The sequence below is a fragment of the Phyllobacterium sp. 01N428 genome, assembly GCF_056399405.1.
In genome coordinates this window covers 164,103-181,008 of record NZ_JBFTRH010000003.1, presented here as the reverse complement: position 1 = coordinate 181,008, position 16,906 = coordinate 164,103, and the positions used below count along the sequence as shown (strand labels likewise).

The window sequence follows — 16,906 nt, the reverse complement described above, 5'->3', positions numbered from 1 at the left end:
TGTCGGGTGGACCAAGTTCCACCATGTCTAAGAGGTAGCGTCTGGTGACTTTCCGCTCTTAAACACCTGATCGAGCGTCTCCCTGAGGACCGCCGCACTGAAGGGTTTGAACAGGCACGCGACGGCGCCGCTTTTGATAAGTGTGAGGCGCTCGTTCTCGTCCTTATGCGCTGTGATGAAGATGATCGGAATTGATACCCCGGTCCTGACGAGTTCCTCCTGCAGATCGGGCCCCGACATTCCCGGCATTGCGACGTCGAGCACCAGGCAACCTGTATCAGCCACTGTTTTCGATTCGAGAAATTCCGTCGCTGAGGAGAACGCCCGAACGTCGAACCCGAATAGCTTTATCAGGTCCGGGAGAGCTTCCCGGACAGATTCATCGTCGTCAACGACCGACACCAGAGACTCTCCAGGCATCATCGAGATACTGCTTGCAAGGTCGATGCATCCTCGGACCGGGAGTCTAGCCAGACCATCCGAAAGAGGAGGCGAGACTCCGTCGCCAAATTCTTCGGCACACCGAACTCCCGGGTAAGGGCAAGGCCCATTGAAGACATTCTCCGCTCGAATCCATGAAACGCCACCGTTGAACGATAAGGCGTGGCGCCGTGGAAAGTTCCTGATCGCGACCCGAAGGCCGAAATCATTCAAGCATTGAATCTAGCTTTCATCAACGCTCACGACGTCCGGAGCGTCCGAAACCCGGCGCGCAGTTCCTCGCAGAATACCTTTGTCTGCTCCCACGCCGCGAAGTGGCCGCCTTTGGCCAGCTTGTTGAAGTGTATGAGATTGGGATAGGCCTTCTCTGTCCAGCTTCGTGGGGCCGCGTAGATTTCGTCGGGAAAGACGCTGACGGCAACAGGAATCTTGACGTTCTTCGGCTGGAAGAAGGCCAGCTTGTTTTCCCAATACAGACGAGCCGACGAGATGGCGGTGTTCGTCAGCCAGTAGAGGGTCACGTTGTCGAGGATGTCCTCGCGGCTCAATCCTTCGGTCTCGCCGTCGAATACGCGCGCGATGAGGTCGTAGCTCCGGATGTCGTGGTCGATCATCCAGGCCGCCAGACCCACGGGAGAATCCGCGATCCCCACGAGCGTCTGCGGGCGGTTCGCCATCTCGATCGCGTAGCCAAGACCATGCGCGTAGAAGTCCGCGAGCTGGTCGAAAGCGTTGGATTCGTCGGCGGACAAGCCATCCGGCTTCTTACCGCCCGGCTGCAACGCTGTCGCTATGTTTTCAGGGATGGTCGCGGGCATGTTGACGTGGATGCCAAGAAGTCCGGGCGGCGCAATCAGCGCCATCTGCTCGGTGACGGCGTCGCCCCAGTCGCCGCCTTGCGCGACGTACTTGCTATAGCCAAGACGCTCCATCAGTTCGATCCACGCGCGGGCGACGCGGATTGGGTCCCAGCCCTTCTCGGTCGGTTTTCCGGAGAAACCATAGCCGGGAATGGAGGGGACGACCACGTCGAACGCGTCGGACGCCGAGCCGCCTGCTGCAGCGGGATTGGTCAACGGCTCGATGATCTTCATCTGTTCGATGATCGAGCCAGGCCACCCATGCGTCACGATGATCGGCAAGGCGCCTTCGTGCTTAGACTTCACATGGATGAAATGAATCTCGACCCCGTCGATTTCGGTCGTGAATTGGGGAAGGGCGTTCAGCTTCGCCTCTACCTTCCTCCAGTCGTAGTCCGTCGCCCAGTAGGATGCCAACTTCTCGATCGTGGCCGACTGGACGCCCTGCGAGTTGTCGTCGACGACCTCCCGCTCGGGGAAGCGCGTCGCCTTAATCCGACGGCGAAGATCGTCGAGATCGGCTTGCTTTGCCTTGTACTTGAATCGACGTATCTGCTTCTCGTCGCTGCCGGCGATAGCAGCCGCAACGGGAAGCAGGGTCATTGCTCCGGCGACGGCTGCAGTCGCGAGAAGCGTTCTACGAGTAACTGACTGGGTATGCATTGCGCGATCCTCTGATTGGAAAACTGATGGGCCGAACCTGTCATTCCCGAAGCGCGCCATCTATTGCACCAAGGTATCGCCAATACCTTGGAATCATATCAGGGATATTGCCTGCCGGCGAATGCTGTGACGGTATCCTACGGCCAGCAGTTAGGTGAGGAATCATGGATCGCATCGACGCAATGAAAGTCTTCGTGACGGCCGTGGAGGAGGGGAGCCTCGCCGGCGCTGCGCGCAAGCTGAAGCGGTCCCCGACAGCAATCAGCCGGGCTCTCTCTTTACTGGAGCAGCACGTGGGCGTCGAATTGCTCCATCGCACGACCCGGAGCCTCAAGCTCAGTGAAGCAGGCCGGAGATATGTCGAAGCGTGCCGCAGGGTGCTTGTCGATCTCGAGGAGGCGGACATGATCGCCGGCTCGGAGCGATCCTCTCCCAGAGGAACGCTGACAATTTCGGCGCCGCCCATCCTGGGCGAAGAGGTGCTCCGGCCGATTCTCGACAGCTTCCTTCGTGAGAACGCCAACGTCTCTGTTCGGTTTTTGATGCTGGACCGCTTCGTGAACCTGGTCGACGAGGGAGTGGACGTCGCCCTAAGGATCGGCAATCTCGCCGACTCGACCCACATGTCCACACGCATCGGCGGAGATGTCCGCCGCGTCGTGGTCGCGGCGCCGCGATATCTCGACAGCCGAGCCGCAATCAACGAGCCGTCGGATCTCTCCCGCCACGACCTGATAGCCTTCTCGAACTTCGGCCTCGAATCCTGGAGCTTTGCGCCGGCCAAAGACACTTCCGTCCCAAGAACCGTCCACTTCACCCCGCGCTATCTCGTCAACAGCGTCCGAGCAGCCGCAGCGTCCGCCGCCGAAGGAATGGGCGTGACCCGGCTCTATTCCTATCATGTCGCGGAATATGTCCGAGACGGTCGCCTCAGAGTCGTTCTTCCTCAGGCGGAGCCACCTGCGCTGCCTGTCCACATCCTGACCCCTCAAGGGCGCGCAGCGGTTCCGAAAGTTCGAGCGTTCATCGACTTCGCAGTCCCGCGTCTACGTTCAGAACTTGGACGCATCGCCACGGAATCCGGCAGCCTCGAATAATTGTGCCGAAACGCGGTTGGCTGTCTGCAGGTAAACGACAGTTCTCCTTGGCGTCGTCCCCGGCTAACTTTCAGTCACGGTGATGAGCTCGGTATCGGCTTGGTGCTCGTTATCCGAGGCGGACGGACGAGTGTCGCCGGCAGCAGCGGGAACGCCGGCCCGAAAAGGACCGACGCTCAGGCGGGGAGGATCGCCTGGGGCGCAGGCTTTCAGACCCGGAGGGCGGTCGGAAAGCCGTGAAGTGAAAGATTGAAGCGGTCACGTCGGTAGGGTTTGGCCAGCCTGCTCCTTGACCAGATAGTCGGCGTACCAGTCCGGCCAAGTATCGTCGTGTTTGCCGCCGTCGCGCTTCTGATGCTCGCCATGGGCGGAAGCAACCCTTCGCAGCGCCTCTGCGAGGTCGCCTGCGGATGTGAACGCAGCGCCCTTGGCATCGACGCGACCGGGAAGTCTCGCGGTGACCTCCTGCAGCAGCCAGCCGTTTCCGTCCAGGTCGGAGAAGGAAGCGAAAGAAGCGTAGCTCGACCGGGAGGGATGTGGTCCGGGCAGCCGTTGGTCGGCGCCCTTGTGATGGAAGACGCCGCCGGGGTCGTGAAAGACGCCGCTTATCTCGGCGCCGCGGGAGGCGAGAGCGGCGTGTGCCATCTCGATGTCGCTGACGACCAAGTGGAGGCCTTGAGTGGAACCGGGTGAGGCGGCCGTCACATTCGATCCGAAGATCACGGAGCAAGGCGAGCCCGGTGGGGTCACCTGCACAACACGAAAGCCGTCCTTGCCGACACGTCGGCGTCGAGCCTCCAACCAAGGCCGGTGTAGAAGGACTTGGCGCGATCGACGTCGGACACGGGAATGACGACGACTTCGAGCTTCATGTCGATCTGATCTGTCCGCGCTGAATTGGTTGGGGTGGGTGCCTGGATAGCCATCTCGATCTCCCTGTTAATCGCGGTCACCTTCACCGCGATCGGGACGATGCGCCGTCGCCGTCCCCGATGTCCATTGTTCGAAGGTGTCGATGGGTCGGACACGTCGCTAACCGATCCCTTGGTATCGCCGATACCTTCGAACAATATCTTCGGCAGCCCTGCCGGACGATCCCTAAGACGCAATCCAACAACTCAGTTTTAACGGAGGACGTTATGTTAGGAGTAGAAACGGCAAGCGCACTGTCGCCGACACGGCGCGAACTGCTTGCCGTCACGGCCACGACCGCGGCCTTTAGCATTCTTCCCAAGGCTGTCAGGGCAGCAGCGGAGGGCGATGCTATCCGCCCCTTCAAGTGCGCAATCCCGCAGCGGGAGGTCGATGAGCTGCGCCGCCGTGTCCGTGCGACACGTTGGCCCGGCAAGGAGACGGTTCCCGACCGCTCTCAGGGCGTCCAGCTTCAAAAACTGAAGCCGCTCGTGGAATACTGGGGCAAGGAGTACGACTGGAGACGCGGCGAGAAGAAGTTGAACGCCCACGCGCAGTTCATGACGAAAGTCGACGGCCTCGACATTCACTTCATTCACGTCAAGTCCAAGCACGCGGACGCGCTGCCGCTGATCATGACGCACGGCTGGCCCGGATCGGTGCTCGAACTCGTCAAGACGATCGGGCCGCTCACCGATCCGACCGCGCACGGCGGCGCCGCGGAGGACGCCTTCCACGTCGTCATACCGTCCATGCCGGGCTACGGCTTCTCGGAGGTCCCAAGCGAAACCGGATGGGGGCCGGACCGCATCGGGCGTGCTTGGGACGTGCTGATGAAGCGGCTCGGCTACGACCGTTATGTGTCGCAGGGCGGAGACTGGGGCGCTGTCGTATCCGACAAGATGGCGGCCCAGGCACCGGACGGACTTCTCGGCATCCACACCAACATGCCGGCGACTGTTCCGCCCGACATTGCGAAGGCGCTTGCCGATGGCGAACCCGCGCCGGCCGGGCTTTCCGAAGACGAGAAGGCCGCCTACGAGCAGATGAACGCGCTGTACACGAAGGGCGCCGGCTACGCTTTCATGATGGTCACGCGGCCGCAGACGCTGGGCTATGCGTTGACCGACTCACCGGTCGGTCTCGCCGCCTGGTACTACGACAAGTTCGCCGACTGGACCTATAGCGGCGGCGATCCGGAGAACTCGCTGACCAAGGACGAGATGCTCGACGACATCTCGCTCTACTGGTTCACAGGGACCGCCACGTCAAGCGCGCGGCTCTACTGGGAAAACAACGCCAACAACTTCAACGCCGTCGACATCAAGATTCCGGCCGCGATCACCGTGTTCCCCGGCGAGATCTACCAGGCGCCGAAGAGCTGGGCCGAGAAGGCGTACCACAACCTCATCTACTACAACAAAGTCGACAAGGGCGGTCACTTCGCCGCCTGGGAGCAACCAGACCTTTTCTCATCGGAGCTGCGTACGGCGTTCAGAACGCTGCGCTGACGCTATACCGAAATCACCTCAACCAAGGAGAACCACAATGACAAACTTTCCAAAAGGCACTGCGCTGATCACCGGAGGATCGTCGGGTATCGGAGCGCTCTACGCCGACAGGCTCGCCCGCCGCGGCTACGACCTGATACTGGTGGCGCGCAGCCAGGATGCGCTCGCCCGGATCAGCAAGGACATCGCAAGTTCGACCGGTCGGAACGTAAAGATCGTTCGGGCGGATCTCGGCCAGCGCGACGACCTTCTGAAGGTCGAAGGGATCCTTCGGAGCGACCCGTCGATCACCATGCTCATCAACAATGCCGGGGTCGGCGCGGTCGAACCGTTGCTCATGTCCGACGTCGAAGCGATGGAAAAAATGATCGCGATCAACGTGACGGCTCTGACTCGTCTCGTCTATGCCGTCGCGCCGTCCTTCGTCGCACGCGAGCACGGCACGATCGTGAACATGGCCTCGGCATTGGGCGTCGCTCCTGAAATCCTCAACGGCGTCTACGGCGCGACGAAGGCGTTCGTCATCGCTCTGACGTTCTCTCTGCAAAAAGAGCTGGCAGAAAAGAACATCCGAATCCAGGCCGTACTTCCCGGCGCGGTGGAGACGCCTTTCTGGGAGGCGTCGGGCAGCTCGCTCGACCGCCTGCCCGACCAGATCGTCATGAAGGCCGAAGATGCGGTGGATGCTGCACTCGCCGGTCTCGACATGGGCGAACTGATCACGCTTCCTTCGGTACCCAACATAGAAGACTGGAACGCGTATGAGGCGGCCCGTCAGAAACTGATGCCCAATCTTTCGCGCAACGTTCCCGCTCCTCGCTACCGGACGCCGGCGCTGGCGTCCTGACACCCGTGCTCCAACACTCAAGATGAGAGGCAGAGATGTCCGACAGGGATCTTTTGAACCGGTTTCCGCGCGTGCGCCTGATGAACGGAGCGACGCCGATCCAGCGGCTGGCTCGTCTGGAGCAAGTGCTTGGCGAGAACCGACGAGGCGTCTCGATCTGGGTGAAGAGAGACGATCTCATGGAACTCGGGGGCGGGGGCAACAAGCTCCGCAAGCTCGAATTCCTGATCGGCCAGGCACGGTCGGAAGGCTGCGATACCCTCGTCGTAACAGGGGGAGTTCAGTCGAACTTCGCCCGTTTGGCCGCGGCCGCCTGCGCTAGAACCGGACTTGCATGCGAGGTCGTCCTGGCTCAAATGGTGCCCCGCGGGACCGAGATCTACCAGGCCAACGGCAACGTCTTGTTGGACCGGGTCTTAGGCGCCCGCGTCCACGTCCTCGGCACGGGCGACGATGCGGGCGCGTTCGCCGCGGGCCGTGCGTCGGAAATCGCCGCGGCCGGAGGGAAGGCTTTCGTCGGCACGCTTGGCGGTTCGACGCCGGTCGGAGCTCTGGGCTACGTCGACTGCGCATTCGAAATCGCAGCGCAATCGACTGAGATGGGCATCGCGTTCGACCACGTCGTCATCCCGAACGGTAGCGGCGGCATGCACGCCGGTCTGGCCGTGGGTGATGCCCTCGACGGGAAAAATCCGTCCAGGATCAGAGCATACACCGTTCTCTTGCCAGCGGAGAAATGCGTCGCCGCGACGCTAGAGAAGGTCAACGCGGTCTTCGACCTCCTCGGGAAGAAAGACCGAATTCGAGCGGAGAAGCTGGCGATAGACGGAGCGCAGCTCGGCGGCGGCTACGGCATGCCGACGCCCGAAATGATTGAAGCGATTAGGCTCGTCGGCCGCACTGAAGGCCTGCTTCTGGACCCCGTCTATGGAGGGAAAGCCTTTGCCGGCCTGCTGTCCGATATCGAAAACGAAGTCATCGCGCCAGGAGCGAACGTCCTGTTCGTCATGACGGGAGGTTCTCCTGGGCTTTATGCCTATGCAGACGCCCTGAGCAGCACCTGATCCTCTCTCCACGAGGGTCATCATCATCAACCCGATATAAAATGAGGAATGCCATGCCTACGAAACCAAAAATCGCCATTATCATCGGCTCTACAAGGCCGACGCGATTCGCCGACAAGCCCGCGCAGTGGATGCTGAAGCAGGCTCAGGCCCGCGAAGACATCGACGTCGAAATCGTCGATCTGCGTGACCATCCCCTGCCGTTCTTCGACGAGGTGGCGTCGAACGCCTACGCACCCAGCCAGAGTGCTGAAGCCGTTCGTTGGCAGCAGACCGTCGCCCGCTACGACGGGTACATCTTCGTCGTCGCGGAATACAATCGCTCGATCACCGGCGTACTGAAGAACGCTCTCGACCAGTCATACGTGGAATGGGCGCGCAAGCCATTCACCGCGATCGCCTATGGCAGCGCGGGTGGGTCGCGCGCACTTGAGCATCTGCGCGGAATTGGCGTCGAGCTGCAGATGGTTTCCACGCATGCGGCCGTTCATATCGGCGGCAGCGATTTCTTCACCGTCTTCTCGATGGGCGGCAACAAGCCTATCGAAGAGATCGAAGCCAACCTCCTGCCATCGGCGAAGACTGCGCTTGACGAGCTGGTCTGGTGGGCGAAGGCCACGATGGCTGCGAAGGCTTCCGAGGTCTAACCCTTGTAGACGCGGAGCGGGGGCGTGAGGCCCCCGCTGCAGTTCTATTTCTGCACGCGAGCGGCGGCCTGAACATCCTTGAGTGGGGTTGGAAGCAGGCCGACCGGAAAGTCCTGGTAGGAGACCGGGCGCAGGAAACGATAGATCGCCAATGTGCCTACCGAGGTCGATCTTCCGTCCGACGTCGCCGGATAAGGTCCGCCATGGACCATCGCCGGCGAGACCTCGACGCCCGTGCCGAAGCCGTTGACGAGGAGCCGGCCGGCGAGAAGCTCCAACTGCGGGATCATCTGCGAGGCGGCGGCGACGTCCTCGGCATCAACGTGTAGCGCGATGGTCAACTGACCTTCTAAAGATTCGACGACCCTACGCAATTCGCTGTCGTCGTGGCAGCGAACGATCAGCCCCGCCGCGCCGAAGACTTCTTCCTGGAGCTCTGGATTGGCGAGAAAGGCAGCAGCCGTCGTCTGGAAAAGCGCGGCAGAGGCCTGATGTGCCGTTCCATTCTTCCCCGAAGAGATCAGCGAGACCGATGATGCGGCCAACAGCCTTGCCACGCCTTTTCGATACGCCTCGCAGATGCCGCCCGTCAGCATGTTCTGAGCCGGCGCTTCCGCTAACGTTGCGGCCGCGCTCTCGATGAAGGCGTCGAGGCCAGCACCCTCGATGGCGATGATCAGTCCAGGATTCGTGCAGAATTGACCGGCCCCGAGGGTTAGCGAGGCCGCAAACGATTTCCCGATCTCCGCGCCCCGCCCCAGCAGTGCGTTTGGATAGAGGATGACGGGGTTGATGCTGCTCATTTCAGCGTAGACGGGTATTGGCTGCTTCCGCTCCGATGCGATCTTCATGAGCGCGGTCCCGCCACGGCGCGAGCCGGTGAAGCCGACGGCGCGGATACGATGGTCGGCGACCAGCGTCTGGCCGACTTCGAAACCTACGTCGAACAAGAGCGCAAAAGTGCCCCTTGGAAGGCCGGATATCGCGACGGCCCCGACGACGGCCTTGCCAACGAGTGCGGAGGTTCCTGGATGGGCGGAGTGCGCCTTGACGATCACCGGACAGCCGGCGGCGAGGGCCGAGGCAGTGTCGCCACCAGCGACAGAAAACGCTAGGGGGAAGTTCGATGCCCCAAACACCGCGACTGGTCCGAGAGCGATGTTGCGGAGCCGAAGATCGGGCTTCGCCACCGGCTTGCGGTCGGCGTCTGCGGGATCGAAACGCAGTTCCTGGAAAGCTCCGTCGCGGACTTCCTTAGCGAAGAGCCTGAGCTGTCCTACCGTTCGGGCACGCTCTCCTTCGATGCGGCCGCGCGGCAGCCCAGTCTCCTCGATCGCTCGCAGGACTAGTTCGTCGCCAAGGGCCAGAATTCCTTCCGCAATGGCTTCCAGAAAGCGGGCTCGATCCTCGAGCGAAGTTTCCTTGTAGACCGGGAAGGCGTCCCAAGCCAAAGACGCGGCTTGGTCAATCTGCTCCCTGGTCGCGCCCGCGAAACTCGGTTGCATGGGGCTGCCGTTGGCGGGATTGACGGCGGCGAATGTCGCGGCCGACCCGCGGACGTTCGCGCCGCCGATAAGGAGGTCGCCTGAGAGTGTCATCATGGATCCTTTCGAAACTAGGAGTCGGTTCCGTCCATCATTCATATGGGAGGCTCGACGCGAACCGTTGGCCTTGGCTTTCGACCTCAAATAGGCGTCCACGCGAGGCATGCCAACCCTCGGCATGCAAATAGTATTACTTTTCAAATTGAGCTACATCCGGCGAGCTTTGGGCCCGCCGGATGCAAGTGACCCATAAGATGGCAGATTCACACAGCCTGTGTGAGGGCGATCGCAGCCACGGTCTCCTTCGTATCGACGATGGCACTGGCATAGCTGGGGAGATTGACTTCCAGCGCCGCATGCATCATTTCCGACGAGTAGTCGGCGACCGCGTCATTCACAACGGTGACGTCGTATCCGAGCTCGGCAGCGTACCGGACGGTGGCTTCGATGCATGTATGGGCCACCAATCCGATCACGATGACACGCTGGATGCCATGCCGCTTCAGCTCGAGATCGAGATCGGTATTGGCGAAGCCGCTTGAGCACCAGTGCTCGGATGCGACGACCTCGCCAGCCACGGGCGCGAACTCGGCTCTAAACTCCCCGCCCCAAGTGCCGAACTCGAAGCTCTTGCGGTGCCAGGCCGCACGCTGAATCGGCGCCACGTACTTCCAGTTCTCGTAGTCTCCGGCCCGATAGCGATGGTGCATCGCGAAAAACACGCGGAGCTTGGCTTCGCGGGCGGCAGTAAGCACTTCGAGCATGTGCGGTACGCAGTTGTTCGCCTCGGCGACCGCCTTGATCCGCGGCCAGATTTTGCCACCCTCGGAAATGAAGTCGTTGTACGGATCGACCACCAGGAGTCCGGTATTGCTCCTATCGAAGGATAGTTCAGTCATGATGTTCTCCTTCGCCGGTTCAGGCCGCCTTCGTCGCGGAGTTCCTCAGGGCCGCGCGCTCGATGCTCGCCGCGAACAGCGGCGTCTCACCCTTGTTATGGGCGATGGACATCGGCTGTCGCTGTGTACGGAACAGTTCGAACGGGATGCCTTGGCGATCAAGGAAGGCCATCATTTCGTCCGTCGCGTAGGATTGAACGCGGTTGGTGAATTCGCAGCGGTTCGCATCGAGCTTCTTCACGCTCAGTTCCCATGTGACGTGGATGGTGACCCGGCCGTTCGGCGTGAAGACGTCCGAATCGGAGTCGAGGATGAGATGATGCTTTTCGCCGAGTGTCTCATGGTAATGCTGGACCATCAGACTGCCGCCGATCGTCTCGACGTTAATCGACATCCGCGTGCCGTCGTCCGCCGTCGTGAAGCCCGCTGCGATGTGGGCGGGCGAGCATCCCTGGTATTCCTTTTCGGGTAGGTTAAAGCACCATGTCGGAATATCGATCTTCTCGATCGGGGCGTTGATGATGGCCGAAAAGCTGGAATCGACGATCTGGTTTTCAAGACTGTGCATGAGACTTCTCCTTTGTCGTTGAGTGCGTTGAAGGATGTCGGATGCCCGTGCGACCTGCCGAGTCCTGGCGCGGGCACCGCCTCGGCCTACTCGTCGGCCAGAGTTTGCGTGTAGTGTCCGAGCCGGGCTTCGACGTCCGGGTCCTTCTGCAGGCCCATTTCCATCAGGCGTCCGACTTTCTTCTGCGCCGCCGGCCGTTGGACAGAAGTTATGAAGGCGTCCCAGCCAGCGGCGATCTCGGGATCGCTCGGAAGGCTCGCGAAATCGACCAGACGCTTGGTGTCTGCAATCGCCTGTCGGTCGAAGCCAGAGATCCGCGTCGCCAGGGCCTCGACGAACGGATCGAGCTTGTCATCGTCGAAGGATCGGTTGACGTAGCCGTACTCCTCAGCGAGTTCACCGTTGATGTCATCGGACCCGAGAAGGACTTCAAGCGCTCGACCGCGCCCCATCAGCCGCGGTAGTCTTGCCATCGGGCCGCCCCCGGGGACGAGCCCCGCGCCGACCTCCCACTGAGAAAGAATTGCCTTCTGACGGCTCGCGAAGCGCATGTCGCAGGCGAGAGCAAGCTCGCTTCCGACCCCCGTCGCGCGGCCGCGGATGAGCGCGATAGAGACGACTGGTGACTTGCTGATACGGACCAGCATGTCGGGCAGCGGGTGCAAGCCGGTCGGGCCAGAGGGGAGGCCAGTGGATTCGGCGAGAGGCGGCGTAAAATTGTAGTGGGTGAGGAAGAACCCCGGTACATCGCTTTCGAAGACGACAACTCTAAGATTAGAATCGCTCTCGATTGCGGCCACAACTTTCTCCATCTGGGGGATCGTCTCCGGTCCGAAGATGTTGAAGGGCGGGTTGTCGAAGGTGACGCGCCAATAGGCGGGCGTCCGCTTGTCTACCTTGATCTGCACATGTTCCTGAACTGCGTCGGCCTTGGCCTCTGCCGTACGATCCACCTTCTCGGCGACCTTCGTCTGACCGGAAAGGGCAAGCGTCGGAAGCAGCAGCAGCGCCGCGGCGGTAAGGGTTTTCGACGACATCGCGATGGCGCTTGTAAGTGTTGGTTGTCTGACCTTCATGGCTGGCTCCTTTCTTAAGTTTGTGAGACGAACGCTGGCCCGATCTCGAAAACCAGTTCGATCTCGACAGGCATTCCAAGCGGTATGCTGGAAACGCCGAGGACGACACGGGGAGGGAGCCGGGCGGAGCCGAACACGTCAAGCAACACCTCTGACGCTCCGTCAGCAACTTTGGGGTGTTCACGAAAATCGGCAGGGCAGGCGATATAGACGCCCAACTTGGCGACCGATTGGATTCTGTCCAGCGTTCCTAGCTGCGACCGCGCGGCGGCTAGACCACTAAGGCAGGCCGCTCGCGCCGCGTCGTAGCCTTCCGAGACGGACAGCTCGCGCCCGACGATGCCCGTATAGAGTGGCACATGTCCGGCGACCGGCAGCATGCCGCTTAGGAAAAGCAGCGATCCGCTTTGGAACGCTTCGACGTACGCGCCGAATGGCGTGGGCGCCTTCGGGAGGCCTATGGCTAGTTCCTTGATGCGCGCCTCAGCGCTCGCGACTACCATTTTCCTAGATGTGCGCCGTTGTCGACGTGCAGCACCTCGCCTGTGATATTGGAGGATTCCGTAAGATAGACGACGCCGTCGACAATTTCCTGTACGGCCGTGATAGTGCCCATCGGCGACAAGGATTCGAGGAATGTTCGCGGGTTTTTCGCGTGGAGGGGGGTGTCGACGACGCCTGGCGAAAGCGCATTCACACGGATGTTGTTCTTGGCGAACTCCAGCGCGAGGCTCTTCGTGATCGCGTTGAGTCCGCCCTTGGTGATCATAGGCAGCGACGCTGTCACGCCGGCGATCGGATGGTCCGTCAGGGACGACGTGATCGTCACGATACTCCCGCCAGACTTCTGACGTAGCATCTGACCGATGGTGTGTTTCGTGAAATGGATGAACCCTTCGACGTTCGTCGCGCACAGGCGTCGGAAGTCTTCAATTGTGTATTCGAGGAACGGCTTGGTGAAGAAGACCCCGGCATTGTTAACGAGCGCATCGATCGAACCGAATTGCTCCACCGCCGCTGTCGCCACCCGCTCGGCCGTTTCGGGATCTGCGACGTCGCCGCTGATCATCTCCAGCCGGCCTTCTCGGTCGAATAGCGTGCTCTCGCTGATATTCCGAGAGGTTCCGACGACATTCCAACCCTTGTCCAAGAACGTCTTGACGAGTCCGGCGCCGATCCCTTGCGACGCGCCGGTGATGATAACAGTCTTATGCACGCTCATGCCTACCTCCGTTCTGGCGACGCGGATTCCTTCGGCCGCCAGGTGGCGGTCGGTCGCTTTGTTCCTCGTGTGATACGTTGATCCAGCCATCGGCCGGGAGCTGCCCGGCAGTCGCCGTCGTCCGCTCCGCTACAACCATCGCGCCGAAAATCGGGACCCGATATTGTACGAAGGTGTTCCCGATACCTTCGGATTGGGTCGTTGTTCAGCACACCAAGGTCCAATAGACGTGGCTGGTGGCCGGGGGTATCAGCGTTGCAACGTGACGCATGACAAGGAGTCCACATGACCCGCTGGCCGGATCGCCGAATTCTCAACCTTTTTGGAATCGAGCTTCCCATCATCCAGGCGCCGATGGCCGGCGCTTCGACGGTCGAAATGGTCGTCGCCGCGGCCAAGGCCGGCGGTCTGGGTTCCCTCCCGAGCGCTCTGTTAAACGTCGAGGGGTTGCGCCAGGCACTCCATGAGATTCGCGGCGCTAGCCACGCACCTGTGAACGTGAATTTCTTCTCACACGTTTCTCCCGCCGAAGATCTGGCGGCGCAGATGCGATGGCGAGCTCTGCTCGCGCCCTACTTCGTAGACGCAGGACTTGACCCTGCCGCGCCGATCGCCGCGGCGGGCCGCGCACCATTCGACAGTTCGTTCTGCAAGGTTGTCGAGGAGTTGAAACCGGAGGTCGTGAGCTTTCATTTTGGGCTGCCCGAAAAGTCACTAGTCCAGCGTGTGAAGGCGACAGGTGCGAAGATTATATCATCCGCGACGACCGTGGCCGAGGCCGTCTGGCTCGAAAAAAATGGCGTCGACGCAGTCATTGCCATGGGTTTCGAAGCCGGCGGACATCGTGGGAACTTTTTGAGCCAGGACATGACGACCCAGGTTGGAATCATGGCGCTCCTGCCCCAGGTGGTCGACGCGGTGCGGGTGCCAGTAATCGCTGCCGGCGGCATCGCCGACGGGAGAGGTGTCGCCGCCGCCCTAATGCTAGGCGCTTCCGCCGTCCAGGTCGGGACCGCATACTTATTCTGCCCCGAGGCGAGGATTCCCGCAGTTCACGCTGAGGCGCTGGCTTCCGTCCGAGACGACAGCACCGCGATAACGAATGTTTTTACCGGCCGTCCAGCGAGAGGCGTTGTAAACCGTCTAATGCGCGATCTGGGTCCAATCTCGGATACCGTGCCGGCATTTCCGACTGCCGGAGGAGCTCTCGTTCCCATCAGAGCGATGGCCGAGGCGGAGATGCGAAACGATTTTACGAACCTTTGGTCCGGTCAATCGGCCAGTCTTGCTTTGAGAGTCGGGGCTGAGGAATTGACCCGCGCGCTCTACCAGTCCGCATTCGACGTCATCGCACGCCGCAGTCCGACCTGACGGCATTCCGTCGATCCTTCCGGATCGCGGCAAACAATCTGCCGCAGAGTGACGGTTCACACAAACGTGGGCCATCCTACCTGAGGGTGGCGCGAGCATCTCTTGATCGTGGGACATGTCTCAAATCGAACGAAGGACAGCGTCATGTCGAAACACAGCCCTAGTCCATATGTGGTCGTCCTCGCTGGATCGGCGTCTCTCGCCATCGCCATGGGCGTCGGACGGTTCGCCTTTACTCCGATCCTGCCGATGATGCTGCACGACGGCGTCTTGGACCTCTCGCGAGCCGGAGGCCTCGCCACCGCAAACTACGTGGGCTATCTGGTCGGCGCGTTGGCGGCGATGGCAGTGCCCAGGAGGTGGGATCATACCTTCGTCATCCGCCTGACACTGGTGGCCACGGTCCTGCTTACCGCTTTGATGTCTGCGCCCTACGCCGATGCCTGGGTTGCTCTTCGGTTTCTCGCGGGCGTGGCTTCCGCAGTCGGATTCGTCTTCACCTCCGGATGGTGTCTTGCCCAGCTTTCGGGAACTGGTAGCTCGATCGGAAGCGCCATATTCACCGGTCCGGGGGCGGGCATCGCAGCGTCCGGGTTGGCCGCAAGTGGAATGACCTTGCTCGGGCTATCGGGCAGCACGGCCTGGCTTGTGTTTTCCGCCCTCTCTGCAATCATCAGCGCCATTATCTGGAAAACCTTTGGGAATAATTCGAGCCCGTCCGACGCCTACTCGGTCGGGACCTCAACGCGGGCGTCTGGCAGGGTGCCAAAATCGGAAATGCCACTCTTTGCGATCGCCTACGGGCTGGCCGGGTTTGGCTACATCATCACGGCGACCTATCTTCCGGTCATCGCGAAGAATACCATCCCCGGCTCGCCGCTTCTCACCGTCTTCTGGCCGCTTTTCGGACTTGCCGCAGTCGCCGGATCATTGCTCGCCGCGCGCGTGCGGCACACCGCCGACGTCAGGCTCCATCTCGTCGTCGCCTATCTTCTGCAGGCGGTCGGGGTGGCGCTGTCGGTGGTCTGGCACGGCGCCCCGGGTCTTGCGTTCAGCAGCATTCTTGTCGGCTTGCCTTTCACCGCCATCAGCTTCTTCGCGATGAACGAGGTCAGAAGGATACGATCGACGCATCACGCGCGGTACATGGGACTTTTGACGGCCGTCTTCGCGATAGGGCAGATCGTGGGGCCGCCTGCCGTCGGAGCGATCATGGCTCGGGTGGCGGACGTCGACGCAGGATTCAATCTCGCGCTCGCCATCGCCAGCATCGCACTGGTGGTGGGGGCTGGGGTTTACGTCGTCATGATCCAGATGTTTCCGGGCGAGCGAAGCTCTACGAAGGTCGTGAAGGTCGCCCGGCACCCTTAGGACGTCAGTGGCCGACGCCGTCGTCCATGTTCAAGCGGGCGGCCATTGCCATGAGTTCAGGCAGCGAACGGGCGCCCGTCTTCTTCATGAGCCGGCCGCGATGCGCCTTCACCGTGATCTCACTAATCCCCAGTTCATAGGCGATCTGCTTGTTCAAAAGCCCTTTGATAATGCGAACCATGATCTCGCGTTCCCTAGGTGTCAGCGCGTCGTATAGCTGCTGCAGCTGGGAGAGCGCCGCGTTCTCGTGCTTAAGCGCCTCGCTGCGCGCTAACGCGGATCGAACGGCGCCGAGCAGTTCCGCCGAGTCGATAGGCTTTGTAAGGAAATCCATGGCGCCGGCCTTCAACGCCTGGACGGTTGCTGGAACGTCTTTGTATCCCGAGATGAAGATGATCGGCATCTTGTTTCCGCTCTGAGCAACCATGCCCTGCAGGTCGAGACCATTCAGATCCGGCATGTTCACGTCGAGCAGTAGGCAGCTCGGGGCCGCCGTCTGAGCGGCCTCCAGAAACGACCGCGCGGAACTAAACAGTGCTGGCTGCCAGCCCGCGGCCGTAATCAGCATCTCGAGAGACTCACGGACGGACAGGTCGTCGTCTACGACGAAGACGATAGGTGGTGCGACCGCGTCGATTGATGAAGCTACTGCGTCAGTCATCCTCGTCGTCATCCCTTGCGTTTGATTTCCCACCAACAAATGCAAAGTCTTTCCCCCTCGTCAGCCGGAACATAGCATGTTCGACGGTCCACGGCATCGGCGATCCCGCGCGTCGCCGGCCAAAAAAAGACGTCGCATCTTACAATTTCGAT

Annotated in this window: 16 protein-coding genes and 1 pseudogene; 7 read left to right on the top strand and 10 right to left on the bottom strand. The window is 61.2% G+C overall.

The window, feature by feature from the left end:
• Positions 1-27 precede the first annotated feature (27 nt).
• Together AC1DNI_RS10920 and AC1DNI_RS10915 are read right to left on the bottom strand one after the other, a co-directional pair.
• Positions 28-423 carry a response regulator transcription factor gene (locus tag AC1DNI_RS10920; protein ID WP_153667409.1) on the bottom strand — a complete coding sequence of 132 codons (396 nt, stop codon included), beginning with the start codon at positions 421-423 and terminating at the stop codon, positions 28-30.
• Positions 424-680: 257 nt separating this feature from the next.
• A complete protein-coding gene (locus AC1DNI_RS10915; RefSeq protein ID WP_174207557.1) occupies positions 681-1,964 on the bottom strand; it encodes an epoxide hydrolase family protein in 1,284 nt (427 codons plus the stop codon).
• A 164-nt stretch (positions 1,965-2,128) separates the two neighbouring features.
• Between AC1DNI_RS10915 and AC1DNI_RS10910 the strand changes: the two genes are divergently transcribed.
• On the top strand, positions 2,129-3,061 hold the full coding sequence (locus tag AC1DNI_RS10910; RefSeq protein WP_153667411.1) for a LysR family transcriptional regulator: 933 nt from the start codon (positions 2,129-2,131) through the stop codon (positions 3,059-3,061).
• A 258-nt stretch (positions 3,062-3,319) separates the two neighbouring features.
• Here AC1DNI_RS10910 and AC1DNI_RS10905 read toward each other — a convergent pair.
• Positions 3,320-3,987 (bottom strand): annotated as a pseudogene (locus AC1DNI_RS10905) (VOC family protein).
• A 213-nt stretch (positions 3,988-4,200) separates the two neighbouring features.
• On the opposite strand from AC1DNI_RS10905, the gene AC1DNI_RS10900 reads away from it, so the two are divergent.
• The 4 genes from AC1DNI_RS10900 to AC1DNI_RS10885 are packed head-to-tail and all read left to right on the top strand — an operon-like array spanning position 4,201 to position 8,042.
• Positions 4,201-5,484, top strand: coding sequence for an epoxide hydrolase family protein (locus AC1DNI_RS10900; protein ID WP_174207556.1), 1,284 nt, complete (start codon positions 4,201-4,203; stop codon positions 5,482-5,484).
• 37 nt (positions 5,485-5,521) lie between these two features.
• Positions 5,522-6,331 (top strand): SDR family NAD(P)-dependent oxidoreductase, encoded by an 810-nt coding sequence (locus tag AC1DNI_RS10895; RefSeq protein WP_153667413.1) that lies wholly within the window; start codon positions 5,522-5,524, stop codon positions 6,329-6,331.
• 35 nt (positions 6,332-6,366) lie between these two features.
• Positions 6,367-7,395, top strand: a complete 1,029-nt coding sequence (locus AC1DNI_RS10890; RefSeq protein WP_174207555.1) for a D-cysteine desulfhydrase family protein — start codon at positions 6,367-6,369, stop codon at positions 7,393-7,395.
• Between the two features lie 53 nt (positions 7,396-7,448).
• Positions 7,449-8,042 (top strand): NADPH-dependent FMN reductase, encoded by a 594-nt coding sequence (locus AC1DNI_RS10885; protein ID WP_174207554.1) that lies wholly within the window; start codon positions 7,449-7,451, stop codon positions 8,040-8,042.
• Between the two features lie 44 nt (positions 8,043-8,086).
• Here AC1DNI_RS10885 and AC1DNI_RS10880 read toward each other — a convergent pair whose 3' ends face one another.
• The 6 genes from AC1DNI_RS10880 to AC1DNI_RS10855 form a co-directional block, all read right to left on the bottom strand.
• Positions 8,087-9,640: an aldehyde dehydrogenase (NADP(+)) gene (locus AC1DNI_RS10880; protein ID WP_174207858.1), complete on the bottom strand. Its 1,554-nt coding sequence runs from the start codon at positions 9,638-9,640 to the stop codon at positions 8,087-8,089.
• A gap of 209 nt (positions 9,641-9,849) precedes the next feature.
• A complete protein-coding gene (locus AC1DNI_RS10875; RefSeq protein WP_174207553.1) occupies positions 9,850-10,485 on the bottom strand; it encodes a cysteine hydrolase family protein in 636 nt (211 codons plus the stop codon).
• Positions 10,486-10,504: 19 nt separating this feature from the next.
• Positions 10,505-11,053: a hypothetical protein gene (locus AC1DNI_RS10870; protein ID WP_153667417.1), complete on the bottom strand. Its 549-nt coding sequence runs from the start codon at positions 11,051-11,053 to the stop codon at positions 10,505-10,507.
• Between the two features lie 86 nt (positions 11,054-11,139).
• Positions 11,140-12,129, bottom strand: coding sequence for an enoyl-CoA hydratase/isomerase family protein (locus tag AC1DNI_RS10865; RefSeq protein WP_174207552.1), 990 nt, complete (start codon positions 12,127-12,129; stop codon positions 11,140-11,142).
• A 14-nt stretch (positions 12,130-12,143) separates the two neighbouring features.
• Positions 12,144-12,632, bottom strand: a complete 489-nt coding sequence (locus AC1DNI_RS10860; RefSeq protein ID WP_174207551.1) for a RidA family protein — start codon at positions 12,630-12,632, stop codon at positions 12,144-12,146.
• The gene (locus tag AC1DNI_RS10855; protein WP_153667419.1) at positions 12,626-13,351 is read right to left on the bottom strand and encodes an SDR family NAD(P)-dependent oxidoreductase; all 726 of its coding nucleotides are present in this window, start codon (positions 13,349-13,351) and stop codon (positions 12,626-12,628) included. The genes AC1DNI_RS10860 and AC1DNI_RS10855 overlap by 7 nt, the downstream gene beginning before the upstream one ends.
• Before the next feature lie 285 nt (positions 13,352-13,636).
• On the opposite strand from AC1DNI_RS10855, the gene AC1DNI_RS10850 reads away from it, so the two are divergent.
• Both AC1DNI_RS10850 and AC1DNI_RS10845 read left to right on the top strand, forming a co-directional pair.
• Positions 13,637-14,722, top strand: a complete 1,086-nt coding sequence (locus AC1DNI_RS10850) for an NAD(P)H-dependent flavin oxidoreductase (RefSeq protein WP_174207550.1) — start codon at positions 13,637-13,639, stop codon at positions 14,720-14,722.
• Between the two features lie 144 nt (positions 14,723-14,866).
• A complete protein-coding gene (locus AC1DNI_RS10845) occupies positions 14,867-16,093 on the top strand; it encodes a YbfB/YjiJ family MFS transporter (RefSeq protein WP_174207549.1) in 1,227 nt (408 codons plus the stop codon).
• A gap of 4 nt (positions 16,094-16,097) precedes the next feature.
• Here the strand turns inward: AC1DNI_RS10845 and AC1DNI_RS10840 are convergent, their stop codons facing one another.
• Complete coding sequence (locus AC1DNI_RS10840; RefSeq protein ID WP_246272427.1) at positions 16,098-16,754, bottom strand: response regulator transcription factor; 657 nt, start codon at positions 16,752-16,754, stop codon at positions 16,098-16,100.
• Positions 16,755-16,906 lie beyond the last annotated feature (152 nt).

What these genes read in the sequence shown, in the direction of transcription:
- AC1DNI_RS10885 (WP_174207554.1), top strand. Translation starts at nt 7,449, where the DNA reads ATGCCTACGAAACCAAAAATCGCCATTATCATCGGCTCTACAAGGCCG.
- AC1DNI_RS10860 (WP_174207551.1), bottom strand. Translation starts at nt 12,632, where the DNA reads ATGGTAGTCGCGAGCGCTGAGGCGCGCATCAAGGAACTAGCCATAGGC.
- AC1DNI_RS10880 (WP_174207858.1), bottom strand. Translation starts at nt 9,640, where the DNA reads ATGACACTCTCAGGCGACCTCCTTATCGGCGGCGCGAACGTCCGCGGG.
- AC1DNI_RS10855 (WP_153667419.1), bottom strand. Translation starts at nt 13,351, where the DNA reads ATGAGCGTGCATAAGACTGTTATCATCACCGGCGCGTCGCAAGGGATC.
- AC1DNI_RS10890 (WP_174207555.1), top strand. Translation starts at nt 6,367, where the DNA reads ATGTCCGACAGGGATCTTTTGAACCGGTTTCCGCGCGTGCGCCTGATG.
- AC1DNI_RS10870 (WP_153667417.1), bottom strand. Translation starts at nt 11,053, where the DNA reads ATGCACAGTCTTGAAAACCAGATCGTCGATTCCAGCTTTTCGGCCATC.
- AC1DNI_RS10915 (WP_174207557.1), bottom strand. Translation starts at nt 1,964, where the DNA reads ATGCATACCCAGTCAGTTACTCGTAGAACGCTTCTCGCGACTGCAGCC.
- AC1DNI_RS10850 (WP_174207550.1), top strand. Translation starts at nt 13,637, where the DNA reads ATGACCCGCTGGCCGGATCGCCGAATTCTCAACCTTTTTGGAATCGAG.
- AC1DNI_RS10865 (WP_174207552.1), bottom strand. Translation starts at nt 12,129, where the DNA reads ATGAAGGTCAGACAACCAACACTTACAAGCGCCATCGCGATGTCGTCG.
- AC1DNI_RS10875 (WP_174207553.1), bottom strand. Translation starts at nt 10,485, where the DNA reads ATGACTGAACTATCCTTCGATAGGAGCAATACCGGACTCCTGGTGGTC.
- AC1DNI_RS10895 (WP_153667413.1), top strand. Translation starts at nt 5,522, where the DNA reads ATGACAAACTTTCCAAAAGGCACTGCGCTGATCACCGGAGGATCGTCG.
- AC1DNI_RS10900 (WP_174207556.1), top strand. Translation starts at nt 4,201, where the DNA reads ATGTTAGGAGTAGAAACGGCAAGCGCACTGTCGCCGACACGGCGCGAA.
- AC1DNI_RS10920 (WP_153667409.1), bottom strand. Translation starts at nt 423, where the DNA reads ATGATGCCTGGAGAGTCTCTGGTGTCGGTCGTTGACGACGATGAATCT.
- AC1DNI_RS10840 (WP_246272427.1), bottom strand. Translation starts at nt 16,754, where the DNA reads ATGACTGACGCAGTAGCTTCATCAATCGACGCGGTCGCACCACCTATC.
- AC1DNI_RS10910 (WP_153667411.1), top strand. Translation starts at nt 2,129, where the DNA reads ATGGATCGCATCGACGCAATGAAAGTCTTCGTGACGGCCGTGGAGGAG.
- AC1DNI_RS10845 (WP_174207549.1), top strand. Translation starts at nt 14,867, where the DNA reads ATGTCGAAACACAGCCCTAGTCCATATGTGGTCGTCCTCGCTGGATCG.